The organism is Ochrobactrum chromiisoli (assembly GCF_026241335.1).
Classification (GTDB): domain Bacteria; phylum Pseudomonadota; class Alphaproteobacteria; order Rhizobiales; family Rhizobiaceae; genus Brucella; species Brucella chromiisoli.
Genome location: NZ_JAPHAV010000001.1, coordinates 280,162 through 300,170, shown reverse-complemented (window position 1 = coordinate 300,170; position 20,009 = coordinate 280,162). Strand labels below are relative to the sequence as shown.

The window sequence follows — 20,009 nt, the reverse complement described above, 5'->3', positions numbered from 1 at the left end:
CGCGTTCCACGCGCCGGTTGTCCCAAAGGGACGGAGCCGAAGGACAGGCCGAACGCAACTCTAACCCCCGGCGCCGCATCCGATGTTGTTTTATACCGGATGCATCAGGAGTATTTATGTCTGAATTCAATCCAACCCTTGCAGACTTCGAGTCGCTGCTGGCTGAATCCTTTGCCAACAATGACCTTGCAGAAGGTTATGTTGTAAAGGGTCGCATCGTTGCCATCGAAAAAGACATGGCAATCATCGATGCCGGCCTCAAGGTCGAAGGTCGCGTTCCGCTGAAGGAATTCGGCGCGAAGGGCAAAGACGGCTCGATGAAGCCGGGCGACGAAGTTGAAGTCTACGTTGAGCGCATCGAAAACGCACTTGGCGAAGCTGTTCTGTCGCGCGAAAAAGCACGCCGCGAAGAAAGCTGGGGCAAGCTCGAACAGAAGTTCGCCAATGGCGAACGCGTTGACGGCGTCATCTTCAACCAGGTCAAGGGTGGTTTCACCGTCGATCTGGACGGCGCAGTTGCCTTCCTTCCACGTTCGCAGGTCGACATTCGTCCGATTCGCGACGTTACCCCGCTTATGCACGTCCCACAGCCTTTCGAAATCCTCAAGATGGACAAGCGCCGTGGCAACATCGTTGTCTCGCGCCGGACCGTTCTTGAAGAAAGCCGTGCGGAACAGCGTTCGGAAATCGTTCAGAACCTTGAAGAAGGCCAGGTTGTTGAAGGCGTTGTCAAGAACATCACCGATTACGGTGCGTTCGTTGATCTCGGCGGCATTGACGGCCTCCTGCACGTGACCGACATGGCATGGCGCCGCGTCAACCATCCATCGGAAATCCTCACCATCGGCCAGTCGGTCAAGGTGCAGATCATCCGTATCAACCAGGATACACATCGTATCTCGCTCGGCATGAAGCAGCTCGAGAACGATCCTTGGGATGGCATCGGTGCGAAGTACCCGATCGGCAAAAAGATCACCGGTACTGTAACCAACATCACCGATTACGGCGCATTTGTCGAAATCGAGCCAGGCATCGAAGGTCTGATCCACGTTTCAGAAATGTCGTGGACCAAGAAGAACGTACATCCAGGCAAAATCCTGTCGACCACTCAGGAAGTCGAAGTCGTTGTGCTCGAAGTTGATCCGGTCAAGCGCCGCATCTCCCTCGGCCTCAAGCAGACCCTCGACAACCCATGGACGACTTTTGCCGACAAGTACCCTTCGGGCACAATCGTTGAAGGCGAAGTCAAGAACAAGACCGAATTCGGCCTGTTCATTGGTCTCGACGGCGACGTTGACGGCATGGTTCACCTTTCCGATCTCGACTGGAACCGTCCGGGCGAGCAGGTCATCGAAGAATACAACAAGGGCGAAGTTGTTAAAGCCGTTGTTCTCGACGTTGACGTTGAAAAGGAACGCATCTCGCTCGGTATCAAGCAGCTTTCCGGCGACAAGGTCGGTGAAGCAGCCGCTTCGGGTGAACTGCGCAAGAACGCTGTTGTAACCTGTGAAGTCACAGCTGTTACCGATGGTGGCCTTGAAGTCCGTCTCGTTGACCACGATCTCGACAGCTTCATCAAGCGTTCGGATCTGTCGCGTGACCGTGACGAACAGCGTACAGAACGCTTCTCGGTTGGCCAGAAGGTTGACGCCCGCGTCATCGCCTTCGACAAGAAGACCCGCAAGCTGCAGGTCTCGATCAAGGCGCTCGAAATCGCTGAAGAAAAAGAAGCCGTTGCTCAGTACGGTTCGTCCGACTCTGGCGCTTCGCTCGGCGACATTCTTGCCGCAGCCATGAAGAAGTCGGAAAACAACTAAGTTTTCGACCTCTTAGAGAAATGAGAAAGCCCGCCATTGGCGGGCTTTTTCTTTTTGATCTCGGAGCGGATCGGCGCGATTAACAAGCTGTCCTCAGATAACACCAAGCAAATGGATCAGGCCAAGGCTGATCAGCCCAAGAGCCAGCAGCGAAAGAATGACGGCAAGGGTCACGCGGCCACCGGCAGAGGCGACCGAACGCACATCCACACCCAATCCCAGCGCCGCCATTGAAATGATCGTCAGTGCTGTGGATGCATATTGTATGGCTGGGAGAGCGGGTTGCGGAATGAGATGAAAGGCCCGCAATGCCATCATACCGAGAAAGCCGATGATAAACCACGGCACCAGTTGCAGAAAGCCGGGCTTCACGTCTGCATCCCGATTGCCTGCAACAACAGACAACACCAGTATAACCGGCCCCAGCATCAGCACGCGCACAAGCTTGACCAAGGTTCCAAGCTGTACGCTGATTGCCGCAACGGGCGCGGTTGCAGCGAGCACCTGCGGCACCGCATAGACCGTCAGTCCCGCCAGGACGCCATATTGCGTGAATGACAACCCCAGCAACGGCACGAGCAACGGCAGGCACAGCACCACAACAACGCCCAGAATTGCCGTGAAGGCGATGGAAGCGGCCACATCTTCGCTGTCTGCACCAATGACGGGGGCAGTGGCGGCAATGGCCGAGTTACCGCAGATGGAATTGCCACAGGCCACAAGAACCGCCATACGATGCGGCAGTTTCAGCAATCGCCCTATGCCATAGCTGAGCGTAATCGCAAGTGCCACAACGGCCGCGATACCCATAATCAGTCCGGGACCGGCGGCAACGACCGCGCTCACGCTGATCGAAGCACCAAGCAAAACGACCGCAATCTCCAGCAGCAGTTTGGCGGAAAAGCTGATGCCTTTGGCAAACTGCTTGCCGGGTCGAAAGAGTGTTCTGACGGCGGTGCCCAGCAGAATAGCCAGCACCAGCGCTTCCAGCCAGGCTTTGCCGGTATAATGCTCCTCAATCTTTTCAAGCCCGATTGCCACAGCCGAAACAGCAAGGCTGAGTGCAAGCCCCGGGAGAATGTTCTGAAATTTTGTGGCAGTTGCGGTGTTCATTGGAATCAGCATTCACATCTTGAGAAATATTTTCCAATCGAATGCGCTTATTCTTCTGTTCATTCCATCGCATAATATGGCATAATTCATTCGATAAAATCGAACGATCATAGCTATGACACTGGAACAATTACGTATTTTTATCGAAGTGGCCGAGCGTGAGCATCTGACACGGGCGTCTGAAGCGCTTCATCTCACGCCCTCGGCGGTGAGTTCAGCAATCCGCATACTCGAAGATCGCTATGGCGCGATGCTTTTCAACCGCATTGGACGGCGCATTGAGCTGACGGGCGATGGCCGCATGTTTCTGGATGAAGCACGCGCAACGCTGGCGCGCGCGCAATCGGCGGAGCGTATGCTGTCAGAGCTTGGTGGCGGCAAACGCGGCATTCTGGCGATCCATGCAAGCCAAACCATCGCGAGCTACTGGCTGCCACCCTATCTGGCACAGTTTCATGCGACGCATCCGATGATCGATTTGCGCCTCACGCTCGGAAACACCGAAAGCGTCACACAGGCCACGCAAGAAGGATTGGCAGATATCGGGCTTGTGGAGGGTGCTGTTCAGGCCCCCACCCTCTCGCTGCGCAAGGTTGCTACGGATCAGCTTATTGTTGTCACGGGACCAACCCATCAATGGCGCGATGCCGAGAAACTGACCTGGGATACGCTGTTTCACGGCCAATGGATTTTGCGAGAGCATGGCTCAGGCACCCGCAGCGTGTTTGAAGATGCGATGCGGGTCGCAGGCTACAATCCTGCGCGTCTTAGCATCGCGCTCGAGCTTCCATCCAATGAAGCCATCTGCTCGGCGGTGCTTTCCGGCAATTATGTCACGGCAATTTCGGAACTGGTGGCAGCGCCGCATCTTGCGGCAGGCACGCTCGTCAAAGTCAATTTCACTCTCCCGCAACGCCAGTTTCTGATGCTTTCGCACAATGACCGCTATCAGACCAAAGCGCTCAAATCTTTCGCCGACATGCTGATGAGCGAACCAAACATGTCGCGCACAGACCACCTCTCCGACGATCAAGCACGCTAGCCTTTCTCCACGGGTATATCCCCGCATATCCCGGCCCAATATGCGGATCGGGAACGATCCGCACGTCAATCTGGAGGAGGTCGACATGAGCAGGAATAGAGGCGTTGTATACATGCGCCCCGGTAAAGTCGAAGTTCGTGATATTGATGATCCGGTCTTGAGCGCCCCGGACGGGCGCAAGCTGGATCATGCCGTTATTCTCAAAGTGATTACCACCAATATTTGCGGCTCAGACCAGCATATGGTCCGCGGCCGCACCACCGCCATGCCCGGCCTTGTTCTTGGCCACGAAATCACCGGCGAAGTGATTGAAAAAGGCAGCGATGTGGAAATGCTCGACGTGGGCGACATCGTGTCCGTGCCATTTAACGTTGCCTGCGGCCGCTGCCGCTGCTGCAAATCGCAAGACACCGGCGTTTGCCTTACCGTCAATCCATCACGTGCTGGCGGCGCTTATGGCTATGTCGATATGGGCGGCTGGATCGGGGGACAGGCACGCTACGTCATGGTGCCTTATGCCGATTTCAATCTGCTGAAATTCCCGGATCGCGAACAAGCCATCGAGAAAATTCGCGACCTGACCATGCTTTCCGATATTCTACCCACCGGCTTTCACGGCGCGGTGAAGGCAGGCGTCGGCGTTGGCTCAATCGTCTATGTGGCGGGTGCCGGTCCGGTCGGGCTTGCTGCGGCCGCCTCTGCCCGTATCCTTGGTGCCGCGGTCGTCATGGTTGGCGACTTTAACAAGGAACGGCTGGAACACGCACGAAAAGTTGGCTTCGAGCCAATTGATCTTTCAGCAAGCGATCGTCTCGGTGACATGATTGCCGAGGTGACTGGCAGCAATGAAGTGGACAGCGCCATTGATGCCGTGGGCTTTGAAGCGCGCGGCCACAGTGGTGGCGAGCAACCGGCTATTGTTCTCAACCAGATGATGGAAATTACCCGTCCGGCAGGGTCTATCGGCATTCCCGGCCTTTACGTGACCGAAGATCCCGGCGCTGTTGACAGTGCTGCCAAGCATGGCAGCCTGTCGCTGCGCTTTGGTCTTGGCTGGGCAAAGGCACAGTCTTTCCATACGGGCCAGACGCCTGTGGTCAAATATAACCGTCAACTCATGCAGGCCATTCTGCATGGTCGTCTGAACATTGCCGAGATCGTCAATGCGCAGGTGATTTCATTGGAAGAAGCGCCGCAAGGCTATGAAAGCTTCGATCAGGGCGTGGCGAAGAAATTTGTACTCGACCCGCATGGCATGCTGACAAAGGCCGCTTAAACAGTCATTGCCGGGAGCCAAAACTCCCGGCAATTCACTTCAGCGAATGGACTTCACGATTTCAGGCTGTGTAAAGCAGGTTGGAGCCTGCCCGTTTCTGGACTGCCAAAGACCAATTGAACGACGGGTCTTGAAGCCCGGCAGGCCATCAGCCTTGCCAATATCGTAACCCTGCGCCTGCATGCGCTTCTGCATGGCCTGAATGTCGGAGCGGTACATGGTGCCAATCGTGCTCCACGGGTTTTCAAAATCACCAGCGCCATAAGCAATCCGATCTCCGACATGGCCGATGAACAGCGCATAGAGATCGCTCATATTGTAATCTTTGATGGCGTAGAAATTCGGCGTCACAATAAAGGCCGGGCCATAACGACCAGCCGGCATCAGCAAAAAGCCCTCGCCGCGCATTTCATTGGCCGGAAACGCCTTGCCATTGGTGCGGGTGATGCCAAGCTTTGCCCATTCGGCGAATGTCTTGCCCTGATCAGGCCCTTCCAGCGAACAGGAAATGTTTTGCGGCACATTGACCTCATACCCCCAGTCGCGTCCAGCCTGCCAGCCATGGATCTTGAGATAATTGGCAATGGAGCCAAGCGTATCGGGAACCGAATTCCAGATATCGCGCTTGCCGTCGCCATCAAAATCAACGGCATGTTTGAGATAGGATGTCGGCATGAATTGCGGCTGGCCGAGCGCACCCGCCCATGAGCTTTTCATGGAGCCATTGGCGATATAACCACGTGATGTGATCTGAAGCGCTGCAATCAGTTCCTTGCGGAACATATCCTTGCGCGTTGCCATAAAAGCCTTGGTGCCCAGCACTTCAAACGCATTATAAGGAATTTTGACCGTGCCAAAGCCGGATTCACGTCCCCAGATTGCAACAACAATCCGCCCCGGCACGCCATATTGCTGTTCGATGCGTTTGAGCAAGGCTGCATTCTGGCCAAAGCGTGCCTTGCCGCCGCTCGTGACAGAGCCTATCGTTTTGGCATTGAAATATTTGCCCGGAGCGCCGAATTCGGCCTGCCTCTGCTCTTTGGGTGTGGTTGGCTTCTCCCCCGGAATAACCAGATCAGGCAGTTTCCAGTTGATTGTCACGCCAGCAAAAGCCTGCTCGAAAACAGCACGCGAAACGCCTGCGGCTTTTGCCTCCGGCCAGAGGTCTTTTTCGATCCAATTACGATACTGGCTTTCAACCTGCGCTTTGGAAGGCGCTGCGAATGCGGGCGATATGGCAAGGCTGGCAAACAGGCCGAGAGCAAGCTTCAGGCTTCGTTTCCATTTGCATGCCATTGTGAAATTCTCCCAAACGCAATCAGAGTGCAGTTCGCGCCCGCAATGCAGCCGCAAGCGTTCCTTCATCAAGGTAATCAAGTTCACCGCCCACCGGCACACCATGCGCGAGCCGTGTGACGCGGACTTCTAAATTCGTCAGCTGATCGGTGATGTAATGGGCCGTGGTCTGGCCTTCGACTGTCGCGTTAACGGCCAGAATCACTTCCTTGATTTCACCGGATGCGACACGTTCAACCAGCCCCTTGATGTTAAGATCATCCGGGCCGATGCCATCGAGCGGCGACAGACGACCGCCCAGCACGTGATAGCGCACATTCATGGTGCCTGCGCGTTCCAGCGCCCACAAGTCTGACACATCCTCCACAACAATCAGCATCGATGGATCACGACGATTATCGGTGCAGATCGTGCATGGATCGGATGTATCGACATTGCCGCAACACGAGCAGATACGCACCTTTTCGGCGGCATCCTGCATGGCGCCGCCAAGCGGGATCAGCAGCGCCTCTTTTTTCTTGATCAGATGCAGCGCTGCACGGCGCGCAGAGCGCGGCCCCAGTCCCGGCACGCGGGCCAGAAGCTGGATCAGACGTTCAATTTCAGGACCGGCGATACGTTTGGACATGCTGCTTTGGGCGTAAGAAAAAGGGAAATAAATATAAGGGAGCGAAGCCGCTCCCCCGTCCTTAGAACGGCAGCTTAAAGCCCGGAGGAATTGGCAGACCCGCAGTCAGGGACTGGGTTTTTTCAGCCATTTCGGCTTCGAGTTTTGCCTTGGCATCATTATGGGCTGCAATGATCAGGTCTTCGAGGATTTCCGTGTCCTCTTCCTTCATCATCGAAGGATCGATCTTGAGCGACGACAAGGTGCCTTTGCCCGAAAGCGTGACCGTGACCAGACCGCCACCCGAAGAAGCGGTTGCTTCAAGATTGGCAATTTCGTCCTGCATGGTCTTCATCTTGGCCTGCAGTTCTTTTGCCTGTTTCATCATGCCCATCATGTCACGCATGGGTTCACTCCGTTGTCTTTGAAATTCAGTCGTCGTCAGAAGGCGCGCCGGGCACGTCTTCAACGCTATGCAAGTCTATATCGTCATCATCACCCTGTTCTGCAACGGCAATGCGGACGTCTGTGATCTTTGCACCCGGAAAAGCGGCCAGAATGGCGGCGACATCAGGATCAGCGCGTGCGTCGGTCACGAGATTATCGCGACGCTCGGTTTCCGCTTCTGCAACAGTCTGCCCCGAAACATCACGCGCAACCGTGACCACCCAGCGAATGCCGGTCCAGTTCATAAGGCGCTGCGAAATATCGCTGACCAGCGATTTCGGCGCATCATCCGTCAGACCGATTTCAAGCCGTCCGGGGGCAATTGAGGACAAGCGCACGCAATTCTTGACCAGAATCTTGAACTGCATGTCGCGGAACTTATCCGCCAGTGCAACAATGTCATTGAGGCTGTTGATCGGCACCGAAGGCTGCGGCGTGTTATCGACAAACTGCTGCGGAGCCGATGCTGCCAATGCTGACTGAACCGACTGCGGCTGTGTCTCGACCAATCGCATGGCCGTCGCAGGACCACCCGATGAAGGCATCATGGTTGAGCCGGCCACCGCATCAACACTGCCACGCGCTTCTGGTTGCGAACCGCTATTTGGCCTTACGCCGCCTGGTGATTGCGGACGCGGCGCTGAAACAGTGCCGCTTTCAAGTCCCTTCAGCGCTTCATCAAGCGTTGGCAAATCAGCTGCGTGGGCCAGACGGATCAGCAGCATCTCTGCTGCCTGCACAGGCCGTGTTGCCGTATCCACTTCAGCAATGCCCTTGAGCAACATCTGCCATGTGCGCGACAGCACGCGCACTGAAAGCTTTTGCGCAAAATCACGGCCACGCACCCGCTCATCTTCCGAAAGCGTTGCATCATTCGCCACATCCGGCGTGAAGCGCAGGCGCGTCACCAGATGATTGAAATCGGCAAGATCAGTCAGCACCACCGATGGGTCGGCTCCGACATCATACTGCGCGCGAAACTCAGTGAGAGCGCCAGCAACATCGCCACGCATGATCATCTCGAAGAGATCAATGATACGGGCGCGGTCGGCAAGCCCCAGCATGGAGCGCACGGCTTCCGCTGAAACATGACCGGCGCCATGCGCAATCGCCTGATCAAAGATCGAGAGCGAATCGCGTGCCGAGCCTTCGCCAGCGCGTGCAATCATCGCCAGTGATGTGTCATCGACTTCGATTGCTTCTGCCTGCGCAATGCGCCTCAGATGTGCGGCCAGCGTGCCCGATTCGATGCGGCGCAGGTCAAAACGCTGACAGCGCGACAGAACCGTGATCGGTACTTTGCGGATTTCGGTGGTGGCGAAGATGAACTTTACATGCGGCGGCGGCTCTTCAAGCGTCTTCAACAGGCCGTTGAAGGCCTGATTGGACAGCATGTGCACTTCGTCGATGATATAGACTTTATAGCGTGCCGAAACAGGGCGATAGCGCACCTGCTCGATGATTTCGCGAATATCGTCGATACCCGTATGCGAAGCCGCATCCATTTCGATCACATCGACATGGCGGCCTTCCATAATCGCCTGACAATGCTCGCCCATAATGGAGAGATCAATTGTCGGCTGATCGACAGAATCAGTCTTGTAATTAAGCGCACGCGCCAGAATGCGCGCTGTTGTGGTCTTGCCCACACCGCGTACACCCGTCAGCATCCAGGCTTGCGCAATGCGGCCCGTTTCGAACGCATTTTTCAGCGTGCGAACCATCGGCTCCTGACCGATCAGATCATTGAAATTCTGGGGGCGATATTTGCGGGCGAGAACGCGATAAGCGCCAGTTTCGGATTTTGTGTCCATTGCGACCCTTCCGTTCCCTGTTCGCTTTTGTCCAGGCTGAAACCTTAAACAGTTTGGACCGGAGACGAAAGTGACTTCGACATTGGCATATCAACCATCAACAGTCATGATCGTCGTGAAAGAAAGGTGGGAGGCTGGCACGATGACCCGTGCCGTGCTCGTTGGGGCTGCTTCCTTCCGGACCTGACCCGGTTGGCGAGTGGCTCGTCCACCACCAACCTCCCACGCTGCATATCGTCAATCGGCGCGCAAAAAGCAAGCGCAGAGACAAAAAAACTGATAAGAATTATTCTATGAAACAGTTTGAACTCGATAAACGGCTTGATGCCGACACTTTTTCAGTCGCTCCGCTCGGCCTTTGCGAGCTGCGACTGATGAATGACAAGCGCTGGCCATGGCTTATTCTGGTTCCACGACGCGCCGGGCTGAGCGAAATTCACGATATGACACCGCTTGATCAGACCATGCTGACATTTGAAGCCGCGATGGTCTCACAGGCGTTGAAGAACGCCACACAGTGCCACAAGATCAATACGGGCGCTCTGGGAAATATGGTGCGTCAGTTGCATATCCATGTGATTGCGCGCAATGAAGGCGATGCCGGTTGGCCCGGCCCTGTGTGGGGGCACGGCACCCGCGCACCTTATGCGGAAAAAGACGCTCTTCGCTTCATCGAAGCGATTCGCACTGCTCTCTGATTCTCCCTTAAACTTTTCGAGACAATCATGGTTTTCAGTCTTTCAGACCTGCCGGATATTGAGCCGAGCAGTCTTGTTGGCTTCGCCGGCAATCGCATAGACCGACTTTCAGAAAAACGTCAGGACGATTCTGCGTTTAACGCACTGGAATTGCCTGAAACCCGCGTGATGGTTTTGGGCAACCATAAGCTTCTGCTTGATTACACGGACGAAAATGCGCCGCGCGCGCTGTTCTCGCTTACGCAAGCGCAGGCATTTTCGCCCGATCTCGATGAGCCTGTGCTGCTGGGTTTACAGGATGGCGTGCCGATTGTGGCACTGATGGCGCCACTTGATCCCGATGCACTGGCGCACCCGTTTCGCGCACAGGATTATCGCAGCATCTATATGGAAGGGCTGGTTTCCACCGATCTTGTTGGCGCATTGGCGCAGGCGGCGGCACTGACTGCATGGCACAGCAATCATCGTTTTTGTGGGCGTTGCGGCACAAAAAGCCAAATGCGCGCCGGTGGCGCAAAACGCATTTGCCCGAATTGCGGAGCCGAACATTTTCCGCGCACCGATCCTGTGGCAATCATGCTGCCTGTTCGGGGTGAAAAATGCATTCTCGCACGCAGCGCGCATTTTACCGCCGGTTCCTATTCCTGCCTTGCTGGCTTCATCGAGCATGGCGAGACAATTGAAGCTGCCGTGCGGCGTGAAAGTTGTGAGGAAATGGGCCTGTCGATTGGTCGTGTTGGCTATTATGCCAGCCAGCCGTGGCCATTCCCTTATTCACTGATGATCGGCTGTCATGCCGAGGTGCTTTCCGATGATTTCACCATTGATCATTCGGAACTCGAAGACGGTCGCTGGTTCGACAAGGCAGAAGTCCGTGCCATGCTTTCAGACACCCATGAAAATGGGCTGCGTGTCCCGGCATCCGGCGCCATCGCAACCCATCTGATCAGAGCCTGGGCAAACAGTTAGATCAGTCAAACCGATCTAACTATTTTTTCTGCGCATTTTCCTACGCGAAAACGGTTCCCACTTTCGCTGGAAATGCTTGCTACTCAGCTGCGAGCAACTGTGTCCCGCGCGTATCGGCCCCCTTATAGACACCGAGAATACGCACTTCCTTTGTGAAGAAGCGCAACTCTTCGAGCGCCAGCTGGAGATTGCGATCTTCCGGATGACCTTCAACATCGGCATAAAACTGTGTCGCGATGAAACGGCCACCGATCTGATAGCTTTCCAGCTTGGTCATGTTGATGCCATTGGTGGCGAAACCACCCAACGCTTTGTAAAGTGCTGCGGGCACGTTGCGCACGCGGAAAACAAAAGTCGTGACAATGCGCTCGTCCTTTTCAGGGCGTGGCTCCCACTGCTTGTTCTTGGACAGAACCACAAAGCGGGTCACATTGTCTTCCGAATCTTCCACATTCTCTTCGAGAATATCAAGACCGTAGAGTTCAGAGGCCAGGCGCGGCGCAAGGGCCGCCATGGAGCGATCCTGCAAATCAGCCACAAGGCGCGCAGCGCCTGCCGTATCGCCTGCGATCACCGGCTTCCAGCCATTTTGCCGGATGACTTTGCGGCACTGGCCAAGCGCATGAATATGGCTGTGAACCGTTTTGATCTCTTCGCGCTTCACACCCGGGAGCACCATGAGCTGAAAGTGAATCGGCAGAAAATATTCACCCACGATATGCATATCGGCGAGCGGCAGCAGATAGTGAATATCCGCAACGCGGCCTGCAAGCGTATTTTCAATCGGGATCATCGCAAGATCCGCAGCACCGCTTTCAACCGCATTGAAGGCATCTTCAAAAGTCGGGCACGGCAAAGGCTCCATATCGGGAAACATGTTGCGGCACGCCGTATCGGAATTGGCGCCTGCTTCACCCTGAAAGGAAATCCGGTTGGTCTTCATCGTGTTTGTGCTTTCTCAAATGCTCCGCAACAATCGAAGCTTGCTTTAGAGCACGTTTCAATCTGATTGAATCAGATCGGCGCTCCAAATCCTTTTATTTTAAATCATAAACCCTTTGCGATAATTTCGCGCGCCCGGTCAAGATCAGCCTGCGTATCAACGCCAAGTGGAACTGTTGTGACGATCTCGGCATCAATGCGCATTCCGTCTTCAAGCGCGCGAAGCTGCTCAAGCTTCTCGCGCTTTTCAAGGGTCGATGGGCCGATCTTCACAAAGCGTTCAAGCGCTGCTCGACGATAGGCATAAAGGCCAATGTGATGATAAAGTGGCCCATCGCCATAGGGGGCTGTGGCGCGCGTAAAATAGAGCGCGCGCAGACGCTCACCATTGTTCAAAGGCGAACCGACGATCTTGACGACATTCGGATTGACCTTTTCTTCATCCAGCTTGATTTCAACACCAAGGGTCGCAATGTCTGCGGGACCGTCCTGCAAGGGACGCAATGCGCGACGAATGGTTTCCGGATCGATGGTTGGCAAATCGCCCTGCACATTGATGATGGCTTCCACCTCATTCGCCGGATCGAGTTTCTGAAGCGCTTCATAGATTCGATCCGAACCCGATTCATGATCGCTGCGCGTCATGATCGCCTCATGACCATGCGCGATCACTGCGGCGAATATCTCATCACTGTCGGTTGCCACAACCGTGCGCCCCAGCGAGGCTGCCACAGCCCTTTCGGCCACATGCACGATCATCGGCTTGCCACAAATATCGGCGAGCGGCTTGTTCGGCAGCCGTGTGGAACCGAGCCGCGCCGGGATAAGTGTCAGGGTTTTCATCTTCTCAAGCATGATCGACTCTTGGTGTTTCATTGAAAGCAGCGGCCTTATGACGACCTTTATCTGCTCAATAAATGCAGCAAAAGTGTCAAAAAGTCACGGGTGCAGAACCACTTATAGGTGTTGCATCCCCCCCTTAAAAGACCTAGTTTCCGCCCGATGCCGGGGAGAGACTTGCCAGCCTTTCAACATAGGTTCTGCATGCCGGCTTTGGAGGGCGTTGAGTAGAGGGAGCGCTGACCGGCGATGAATTCAACCCGAACTAACAAGTTTATAATGGCTTTTCTGGCAACGGTTTTCGTTGTCATGACGACGGGCATTTTGTCCGATACGCTGTTTCATGCGCCAGCCCCTGAAAAGCCAGGTTTTATAATCGAAGCAACAGAGGCTTCGGCGGGCAGTGGCGCAGCAGCACCTGCCAAGGAAGAAGTGTCGATTGCAGTTCTGTTGCAATCCGCAGATGCTGCGCGCGGACAGAACGTTTTCAAGCGCTGCGCTGCGTGTCACACGGGTGAAAAAGGCGGTGCCAACAAGGTCGGACCACATCTTTGGGACGTACTGAACCGCCCGGCTGCATCTGTGGAAGGTTTCGGCTATTCGGCTGCGATGAAGGAATTTGGAGCTGCGGGTAACAAGTGGGATTATGAACATCTCAACAAGTTCCTGACCTCACCAAAGGGCTATATCAAAGGCACAGCCATGGGCTTTGCTGGCGACAAAAAGGACAATGAACGCGCTGATCTCATTGCTTATCTGCGTTCGCTTTCGGACAATCCGGCCCCGCTTCCAACCGTCGACGCGGCCCCTGCGAGTGAAGGTGAAAAGCCTGCGGAAGCAGCACCTGCCGAAGGTGGCGAAGCACCGGCAGCGCCTGCACCAGCAGCCCCGGCAGAGCCTGCACCGGCTCCAGCCAATTAATCTTTGATGAAACAATGATAAAAACCGGGTTTCGACCCGGTTTTTTTATGAGCGTGCGTTCTGCTCAGATCAGACTTCTGCTCTGGCGACATGTTTTTTCAACTTGTGCCTTTCTTCCTCCGCAAAAAGCCATAAAACTTGCTCCCACTATATCCGAGACAAGAACGGAGATGCTGGATGAGAGCTTTTTGGGCGGGCGCGTTTGCAATTACGATGCTCACAGGAACGATGTTGAGCGGTACGGTTTCCAGCTCCTATGCCAATGATGCCGATCCGCAATGGCGCTATTCCTCCAGCCTGCTTGGAGAGCCCAAATATCCAGCCGATTTCAAACATTATGACTATGTGAACCCGGATGCACCCAAAGGCGGTGCACTCAACATGGTGGCGGTGGGCACATTCGACACGCTCAACCCCTATGTCATTCAGGGTGTTGCGGCGGCGGGCCTGTCAGATTTTGGCGGCGGCATGCTCTACGACACATTGATGAGTGATTCGCTCGATGAAGGATCGATCCAATATCCATTGATCGCGGAAGCGTTGCAGTATCCTGATGACTTCTCATGGGTCAAATTTCGGCTCAACCCCAATGCCAAATGGCATGATGGCGAGCCGATCACCGTCGATGATGTGATCTGGTCATTTGAAGTGCTCAAAAAGCAGTCGCCCATGTATAACAAATATTATGGCGATGTTGAAAAGGCGGAAAAGACCGGCGACCACAAGGTCAAGTTCACCTTCTCGCAGACAGGCAATCGCGAACTGCCGCAGATTATGGGCCAGCTTGCCATTCTCCCCAAACACTGGTGGACGGGCAAGGATGCGCAGGGCAAGCAGCGCGATGTAACCCGGCCGACACTGGAAATCCCGCTCGGCTCCAGTGCCTATAAGATCAAATCCGTGGTTCCGGGGCGCTCGATTATCTGGGAGCGCGCCGACGAATATTGGGGCAAAGACCTGCCGGTCAATGTCGGGCGCTATAATTTCAATGAAGTTCGCTACGAATATTATCTCAACGAAGATGCGACATGGGAAGCCTTCAAGAAAGGCGGACAATATGACTACCGGCTTGAAAACAGCGCCCGGCGCTGGGCTGAACAGTATGATTTCCCCGCTGTCAAACGGGGTGATGTGATCAGGAAATCCTTTCCCTATCATGCGGTCGGACGCATGCAGGGCTATTTCCTCAACACGCGCCTCGACAAGTTTCAGGACGTGAAAGTTCGCGAAGCACTGACCTATGCATTTGATTTTGAATCGATGAACCGCCTGCTGTTCTTCAATCAATATCAGCGCATCAATAGCTATTTTGCCGGCAACGAGCTGCATCTGAGTGGTGTCCCGACCCCTGAAGAACAAGCCATTCTCCAAAGCGTTCAGGATCAGCTGCCAGCCGATGCACTGACCAAGGAATTCAAACTGCCTGTCTATGATACACCACAGGCGACACGCGACAATCTGCGCAAGGCGCTCGAGCTTTTTGGCGAGGCTGGCTGGAAATTGCAGGGCAACAAGCTCGTTGATGCAAAAGGCACGCAGTTCACAATCGAGTTTCTGGGCAAGGATCCGACCGATGAGCGGATTTACAATCCGTTTGCCGCAAGCCTGCGCAAGATCGGTATCAGTGCCACCGTTCGTATTGTCGACAGCGCGCAATATCAGGCCCGCGTCAATGATTTTGATTATGACGTTATAACTTCTGTTATGCCGCAGAGCGGATCACCTGGCAACGAACAGCGTGACATGTGGGGCTCGAAAGCTGCCGACTATAAAGGCAGCCGCAATTATGCCGGTATCAAAAACCCGGCAATCGACAAGCTGATTGATCGCGTTGTCTATGCCAAGGATCGTGCGGAACTGGTGGCTGCGACCCATGCGCTCGACCGTGCGCTTTTGTGGAATTATTACGTCATTCCGCAATGGTATTCCGACCATATCAATGTCGCTTACTGGAACAAATTCGGCATGCCTGAAACGCAACCCGACTATCTTGGGATTGACCCTTTCTCCTGGTGGGTCGACCCCGCCAAGGAGGCAAAGCTCAAAAACAGCTCGAATTAAGGGGGCATATCGGCCATGCCGGGCTTACATCTCAATCGCCGTCATTTTCTCGGACTGACAGGCAGTGCTGCAATTGCGGCCTGCCTGCCCCAAACGGCTTTCGCAAAGCTTGCCACAGGCACCCCCCTGCATGGTCTGTCAGCCTTTGGCGATCTGAAATACCCGCCCGATTTCACGCATTTCGATTATGTCAATCCCGATGCGCCAAAGGGTGGCACCTTCACACTGGCACCCAATACGTGGGTCTGGAACCAGAACACGCAGACATTTAACACCCTCAACACCGTGACGTTCAAAGGCGATGCGCCGCCGCGCATGGAGCTGACCTTTGACAGTCTGATGGCTCCGGCGCTTGATGAACCGGATTCGGTTTACGGTCTGATTGCGCAAAGCGTTACGCTTTCTAAAGATCGTCAGAAATGTCTCTTCCGGCTGCGCAAAGAAGCGCGCTTTCACGACGGTTCGCCCATCGAAGCCAAGGACGTCGTTTTCACTTATGAGATGCTCAAAAAGAAAGGCCATCCACTGATCCGGCAGGTGCTCTCAGCACTCGAAACGATCAAAGAAATCGGCCCACACGACGTGCGCATGCACTTTGCTTCCGGTCGTGGGCCCAGCGCTGTTCTCAATGCAGTGACATTGCCGATATTGTCGAAAGACTGGTTCAAAGATCGGGATTTCGAGGCGGCCAGCATGGAAGCCATCCTTGGATCAGGCGCTTATCGCGTCGGTCCAATCACGGCCGGACAGCTTATCGAATATGAGCGGGTCGAGGATTATTGGGCGAAAGATTTGCCGGTTGCGCGTGGTTCAGCCAACTTTGATCGTATCCGCATTGAGTTTTATCGCGACCGTCAACCGGAATTTGAAGCCTTCAAAAAAGGCAATATCGATTTCCGGCAGGAAAGCGTTTCAAAGACCTGGGCAACAGCCTATGATTTCCCTGCCATTCAACAAAACAAGATCATCAAGCGCACGTTCCCAAAAGAAAAAAGTCCACTCATGCAGGCATGGGCGCTCAATCAGCGGCGGGAGCGTTTTCGCGATCCGCGGGTGCGCGAGGCAATCAATCTGTGCTTTGACTTTGAATGGACCAATGCAAACCTCTTCTATTCGACCTATGAACGCTCGCAATCCTGTTTCAACGGCTCAGATTTTCAGGCGGTCGGATTGCCCACGCAAGATGAGATGAAAGTGCTTGAGCGCTATCGTGGCAAAATTCCCGAAGCGGCCTTTGGGGATGCTGCTCTCATGCCGGTTTCCGATGGCTCTGGGCGCGACCGCAAGCAGTTTTCACGCGCCATCGCCCTGCTCGAAGAGGCGGGTTTTGTGCGCAAGAATGGCCAGTTCCATAGCAAGAATGGCGAAAAGCTCTCGCTTGAGCTTCTCAGCAATTCGGAGAGTTTCTCCCGCATCTATAATCCCTTCGTGCAGAAAATGCGGGCCATTGGCATTGATGCGAGCCTCAGACTGGTGGATTCCAGCCAATATCAGGCGCGCATGCAGGATTTCGATTTCGATCTTGTCGGCATCGCCATGCAATTTGGTGCAACGCCCACCAAAGAATCGCTTGCGTCCATGTTCGGGTCAGAAGCTGCAAAAACACCGGGCAGCTATAATCTTCCGGGCACATCAGACGCAATGATCGACGCCCTGATTGATGATGTTGGCAATGTTTCCACGCGCGAAGAGCTGGTTGCAACAATCCGGGTGCTGGATCGGTACTTGCGTATCCGGCTCGAGTGGATTCCAAATTGGACTGTCGCGAATCACCTGGTCGCCTATTGGGATCGTTTTGGTTTCAAGGAGCCAAAGCCCGATTATGGCTTTCCGGTTGAGACGCTGTGGTGGATTGATCAGAAGAAAGTGGAAGCTGTTGGCAAGCCGTAACAACAAACTGAACATTCGGAGCATTGAGAGCTGATGGGCGCTTATATTTTACGCCGCCTGCTTTTGATGATCCCGACCATCCTCGGCATTATGGCCATATCTTTTGCCGTGGTTCAGTTTGCACCCGGTGGGCCGGTTGAGCGCGTCATTGCGCAGCTTTCCGGTCAGGGTGGCGATGCGCTGGATCGCCTTTCCGGTGGTGGCGGCGATTTTGGTCAAAGCAATATGGACAGCGGTTCGTCCAGCTCCAAATATCGCGGTGCGCAGGGATTGGATCCACAATTCATTGCCGATCTGGAAAAGCAGTTCGGCTTCGACAAGCCGCCGCTGGAACGCTTTGGCCAGATGCTGTGGAACTATATGCGTTTTGATTTCGGGCGCAGCTATTTCCGCGATATCAGCGTGATCGACCTCATCAAGGAAAAGATGCCTGTCTCAATTTCGCTTGGACTGTGGCTCACCTTCCTGTCCTATCTGATCTCGATCCCGCTTGGCATTCGCAAGGCGATCAAGGAAGGGACGCGCTTTGACACCTGGACCAGCGCGATCATCATTGTCGGTTATGCCATTCCGAGCTTTCTGTTTGCGATCCTCTTGATCGTGCTTTTTGCCGGCGGCTCGTTCTTAGACTGGTTTCCGCTGCGTGGCCTCACCTCGCCTGATTTTGCGCAAATGTCATTTTGGGCCAAGATTGGCGATTATCTCTGGCACATGGTTCTGCCGGTTACAGCCCTGGTGCTCTCGGCTTTTGCCACAACCACACTGTTGACCAAGAACTCGTTTCTGGAAGAAATCCGCAAGCAATATGTGACGACGGCGCGCGCCAAGGGGCTGACCGAAAATCAGGTGCTTTATCGCCATGTGTTCCGCAATGCGATGCTGATCGTGATTGCCGGTTTTCCGGGAGCGTTCATTTCTGCCTTCTTTACCGGCTCATTGCTGATCGAAACCATCTTCTCGCTCGACGGGCTGGGGCTGCTTGGCTACCAGTCGATCATCAATCGCGATTATCCGGTTGTGTTTGCCACCTTGTTTATTTTCTCGCTGATCGGCCTGCTCGTCGGTCTTCTGTCCGATCTGATGTATACATGGATCGATCCGCGGATCGACTTTGACCGGAGGGATGTGTGATGACCGACACCACTCTTACCCCTCAGGCAAAGCGTGTTAAACGTCCATTTCTTTCGCCGCTCAACCGCCGCCGCTGGCAGAATTTCAAGGCCAATAAGCGCGGTTACTGGTCGCTGTGGATTTTCCTGTTTCTGCTGGTCGCAGCCCTTTGTTCCGAGTTCATTGCCAATGACAAGCCGATCCTTGTTTCCTACAAGGGCGAGCTGCTGGCGCCGGTTTTTGTCGATTACCCGGAAGAAAAATTCGGCGGCTTTTATGCCGTCACCGATTATCGCGATCCGGTGATACAGGAAGAGATCAACGCCAATGGCTGGGCGCTCTGGCCACCGGTGCGTTATTCCTACAACACCGTCAATAACGACATTCCAGAAGCTGCCCCCTCAAAACCATTCTGGCTTTATACGCAAGAACAGCGCTGCCAGCGCTATCCGCTCGGCGTCAATGATCCCAATTGCATTATCGGCAATTTCAACTGGCTTGGCACCGACGATCAGGCGCGTGACGTGTTCGCACGCGCGCTTTACGGCTTTCGCATATCGGTGCTGTTTGGTCTCATCCTCACCTTCTTCTCGGCAATCATTGGCGTGAGCGCCGGTGCCGTGCAGGGTTATTTCGGTGGCTGGGTCGACCTCATTTTCCAGCGGGTGATCGAAATCTGGTCGTCCATCCCGGTTCTTTATCTGCTTTTGATCATTGCCGCGATTTTGCCACCCGGATTCTGGGTCTTGCTGGGCATCATGCTGCTGTTTTCATGGGTGGCCTTTGTCGGCGTTGTCCGGGCCGAATTCCTGCGCGCGCGAAACTTTGAATATGTGAATGCAGCCCGCGCGCTTGGCGTGAAAAACGCCACCATCATGTGGCGGCATCTTTTGCCAAATGCCATGGTCGCAACACTCACCTTCCTGCCCTTCATCCTCAATGGCTCAATCACAACACTGACGTCGCTCGACTTCCTTGGTTTTGGTCTGCCGCCGGGTTCGGCCTCGCTTGGTGAATTGCTCGCACAGGGCAAGAACAATCTTCAGGCGCCATGGCTTGGGATTACCGGCTTTGTGGTGATCTCGGTCATGCTATCGCTGCTCATTTTCATCGGTGAAGCCACCCGTGATGCATTCGATCCACGAAAGGCGTTTCAATGAGTGGGT

The 20,009-nt window shown here is 54.6% G+C and carries 17 protein-coding genes and 1 other RNA gene; 10 read left to right on the top strand and 8 right to left on the bottom strand.

What is annotated here, in order from left to right:
- Positions 1-116 precede the first annotated feature (116 nt).
- A complete protein-coding gene (gene rpsA / locus OPR82_RS01480; protein ID WP_265982614.1) occupies positions 117-1,817 on the top strand; it encodes a 30S ribosomal protein S1 in 1,701 nt (566 codons plus the stop codon).
- Between the two features lie 93 nt (positions 1,818-1,910).
- Here rpsA and OPR82_RS01475 read toward each other — a convergent pair whose 3' ends face one another.
- Positions 1,911-2,930: a YeiH family protein gene (locus OPR82_RS01475; protein ID WP_265982613.1), complete on the bottom strand. Its 1,020-nt coding sequence runs from the start codon at positions 2,928-2,930 to the stop codon at positions 1,911-1,913.
- Positions 2,931-3,045: 115 nt separating this feature from the next.
- Here OPR82_RS01475 and OPR82_RS01470 point away from each other — a divergent pair, with 115 nt between their 5' ends.
- Positions 3,046-3,972: a LysR family transcriptional regulator gene (locus tag OPR82_RS01470; protein ID WP_265982611.1), complete on the top strand. Its 927-nt coding sequence runs from the start codon at positions 3,046-3,048 to the stop codon at positions 3,970-3,972.
- 85 nt (positions 3,973-4,057) lie between these two features.
- Positions 4,058-5,248, top strand: a complete 1,191-nt coding sequence (fdhA, locus tag OPR82_RS01465; protein WP_265982609.1) for a formaldehyde dehydrogenase, glutathione-independent — start codon at positions 4,058-4,060, stop codon at positions 5,246-5,248.
- Positions 5,249-5,287: 39 nt separating this feature from the next.
- Here fdhA and OPR82_RS01460 read toward each other — a convergent pair whose 3' ends face one another.
- The 5 genes from OPR82_RS01460 to ffs all read right to left on the bottom strand — a co-directional run bounded on the left by OPR82_RS01460 (position 5,288) and on the right by ffs (position 9,635).
- Positions 5,288-6,544 carry a lytic murein transglycosylase gene (locus OPR82_RS01460; RefSeq protein WP_265982607.1) on the bottom strand — a complete coding sequence of 419 codons (1,257 nt, stop codon included), beginning with the start codon at positions 6,542-6,544 and terminating at the stop codon, positions 5,288-5,290.
- 22 nt (positions 6,545-6,566) lie between these two features.
- Positions 6,567-7,172, bottom strand: coding sequence for a recombination mediator RecR (gene recR / locus OPR82_RS01455; RefSeq protein ID WP_265982606.1), 606 nt, complete (start codon positions 7,170-7,172; stop codon positions 6,567-6,569).
- 61 nt (positions 7,173-7,233) lie between these two features.
- Complete coding sequence (locus OPR82_RS01450; protein WP_265982605.1) at positions 7,234-7,557, bottom strand: YbaB/EbfC family nucleoid-associated protein; 324 nt, start codon at positions 7,555-7,557, stop codon at positions 7,234-7,236.
- 25 nt (positions 7,558-7,582) lie between these two features.
- Complete coding sequence (locus tag OPR82_RS01445) at positions 7,583-9,412, bottom strand: DNA polymerase III subunit gamma/tau (RefSeq protein WP_265982604.1); 1,830 nt, start codon at positions 9,410-9,412, stop codon at positions 7,583-7,585.
- 126 nt (positions 9,413-9,538) lie between these two features.
- An RNA gene (gene ffs, locus OPR82_RS01440) (signal recognition particle sRNA small type) lies at positions 9,539-9,635 on the bottom strand.
- 70 nt (positions 9,636-9,705) lie between these two features.
- Between ffs and OPR82_RS01435 the strand changes: the two genes are divergently transcribed.
- Both OPR82_RS01435 and nudC read left to right on the top strand, forming a co-directional pair.
- A complete protein-coding gene (locus tag OPR82_RS01435; protein ID WP_265982603.1) occupies positions 9,706-10,110 on the top strand; it encodes an HIT domain-containing protein in 405 nt (134 codons plus the stop codon).
- Between the two features lie 27 nt (positions 10,111-10,137).
- Entirely contained in the window at positions 10,138-11,079 is a 942-nt protein-coding gene (gene nudC / locus OPR82_RS01430; RefSeq protein WP_265982601.1) for an NAD(+) diphosphatase, read from the top strand.
- Between the two features lie 79 nt (positions 11,080-11,158).
- Here nudC and OPR82_RS01425 read toward each other — a convergent pair whose 3' ends face one another.
- Positions 11,159-12,022 carry a prephenate dehydratase gene (locus OPR82_RS01425; RefSeq protein WP_265982600.1) on the bottom strand — a complete coding sequence of 288 codons (864 nt, stop codon included), beginning with the start codon at positions 12,020-12,022 and terminating at the stop codon, positions 11,159-11,161.
- A gap of 104 nt (positions 12,023-12,126) precedes the next feature.
- Positions 12,127-12,876 (bottom strand): 3-deoxy-manno-octulosonate cytidylyltransferase, encoded by a 750-nt coding sequence (locus OPR82_RS01420; RefSeq protein ID WP_265982598.1) that lies wholly within the window; start codon positions 12,874-12,876, stop codon positions 12,127-12,129.
- 234 nt (positions 12,877-13,110) lie between these two features.
- On the opposite strand from OPR82_RS01420, the gene OPR82_RS01415 reads away from it, so the two are divergent.
- The 5 genes from OPR82_RS01415 (at position 13,111) to OPR82_RS01395 (ending at position 20,003) form a co-directional block, all read left to right on the top strand.
- Positions 13,111-13,782, top strand: a complete 672-nt coding sequence (locus OPR82_RS01415; RefSeq protein ID WP_265982597.1) for a c-type cytochrome — start codon at positions 13,111-13,113, stop codon at positions 13,780-13,782.
- A gap of 177 nt (positions 13,783-13,959) precedes the next feature.
- Positions 13,960-15,843, top strand: coding sequence for an extracellular solute-binding protein (locus OPR82_RS01410; RefSeq protein WP_265982596.1), 1,884 nt, complete (start codon positions 13,960-13,962; stop codon positions 15,841-15,843).
- Between the two features lie 15 nt (positions 15,844-15,858).
- A complete protein-coding gene (locus OPR82_RS01405; protein ID WP_265982595.1) occupies positions 15,859-17,733 on the top strand; it encodes an extracellular solute-binding protein in 1,875 nt (624 codons plus the stop codon).
- Positions 17,734-17,766: 33 nt separating this feature from the next.
- On the top strand, positions 17,767-18,864 hold the full coding sequence (locus OPR82_RS01400) for a microcin C ABC transporter permease YejB (RefSeq protein WP_265982594.1): 1,098 nt from the start codon (positions 17,767-17,769) through the stop codon (positions 18,862-18,864).
- The gene (locus OPR82_RS01395; protein ID WP_265982592.1) at positions 18,864-20,003 is read left to right on the top strand and encodes an ABC transporter permease; all 1,140 of its coding nucleotides are present in this window, start codon (positions 18,864-18,866) and stop codon (positions 20,001-20,003) included. The genes OPR82_RS01400 and OPR82_RS01395 overlap by 1 nt, the downstream gene beginning before the upstream one ends.
- Positions 20,004-20,009: the final 6 nt, after the last annotated feature.

What these genes read in the sequence shown, in the direction of transcription:
- rpsA (WP_265982614.1), top strand. Translation starts at nt 117, where the DNA reads ATGTCTGAATTCAATCCAACCCTTGCAGACTTCGAGTCGCTGCTGGCT.
- OPR82_RS01475 (WP_265982613.1), bottom strand. Translation starts at nt 2,930, where the DNA reads ATGAACACCGCAACTGCCACAAAATTTCAGAACATTCTCCCGGGGCTT.
- OPR82_RS01470 (WP_265982611.1), top strand. Translation starts at nt 3,046, where the DNA reads ATGACACTGGAACAATTACGTATTTTTATCGAAGTGGCCGAGCGTGAG.
- fdhA (WP_265982609.1), top strand. Translation starts at nt 4,058, where the DNA reads ATGAGCAGGAATAGAGGCGTTGTATACATGCGCCCCGGTAAAGTCGAA.
- OPR82_RS01460 (WP_265982607.1), bottom strand. Translation starts at nt 6,544, where the DNA reads ATGGCATGCAAATGGAAACGAAGCCTGAAGCTTGCTCTCGGCCTGTTT.
- recR (WP_265982606.1), bottom strand. Translation starts at nt 7,172, where the DNA reads ATGTCCAAACGTATCGCCGGTCCTGAAATTGAACGTCTGATCCAGCTT.
- OPR82_RS01450 (WP_265982605.1), bottom strand. Translation starts at nt 7,557, where the DNA reads ATGCGTGACATGATGGGCATGATGAAACAGGCAAAAGAACTGCAGGCC.
- OPR82_RS01445 (WP_265982604.1), bottom strand. Translation starts at nt 9,412, where the DNA reads ATGGACACAAAATCCGAAACTGGCGCTTATCGCGTTCTCGCCCGCAAA.
- OPR82_RS01435 (WP_265982603.1), top strand. Translation starts at nt 9,706, where the DNA reads ATGAAACAGTTTGAACTCGATAAACGGCTTGATGCCGACACTTTTTCA.
- nudC (WP_265982601.1), top strand. Translation starts at nt 10,138, where the DNA reads ATGGTTTTCAGTCTTTCAGACCTGCCGGATATTGAGCCGAGCAGTCTT.
- OPR82_RS01425 (WP_265982600.1), bottom strand. Translation starts at nt 12,022, where the DNA reads ATGAAGACCAACCGGATTTCCTTTCAGGGTGAAGCAGGCGCCAATTCC.
- OPR82_RS01420 (WP_265982598.1), bottom strand. Translation starts at nt 12,876, where the DNA reads ATGCTTGAGAAGATGAAAACCCTGACACTTATCCCGGCGCGGCTCGGT.
- OPR82_RS01415 (WP_265982597.1), top strand. Translation starts at nt 13,111, where the DNA reads ATGAATTCAACCCGAACTAACAAGTTTATAATGGCTTTTCTGGCAACG.
- OPR82_RS01410 (WP_265982596.1), top strand. Translation starts at nt 13,960, where the DNA reads ATGAGAGCTTTTTGGGCGGGCGCGTTTGCAATTACGATGCTCACAGGA.
- OPR82_RS01405 (WP_265982595.1), top strand. Translation starts at nt 15,859, where the DNA reads ATGCCGGGCTTACATCTCAATCGCCGTCATTTTCTCGGACTGACAGGC.
- OPR82_RS01400 (WP_265982594.1), top strand. Translation starts at nt 17,767, where the DNA reads ATGGGCGCTTATATTTTACGCCGCCTGCTTTTGATGATCCCGACCATC.
- OPR82_RS01395 (WP_265982592.1), top strand. Translation starts at nt 18,864, where the DNA reads ATGACCGACACCACTCTTACCCCTCAGGCAAAGCGTGTTAAACGTCCA.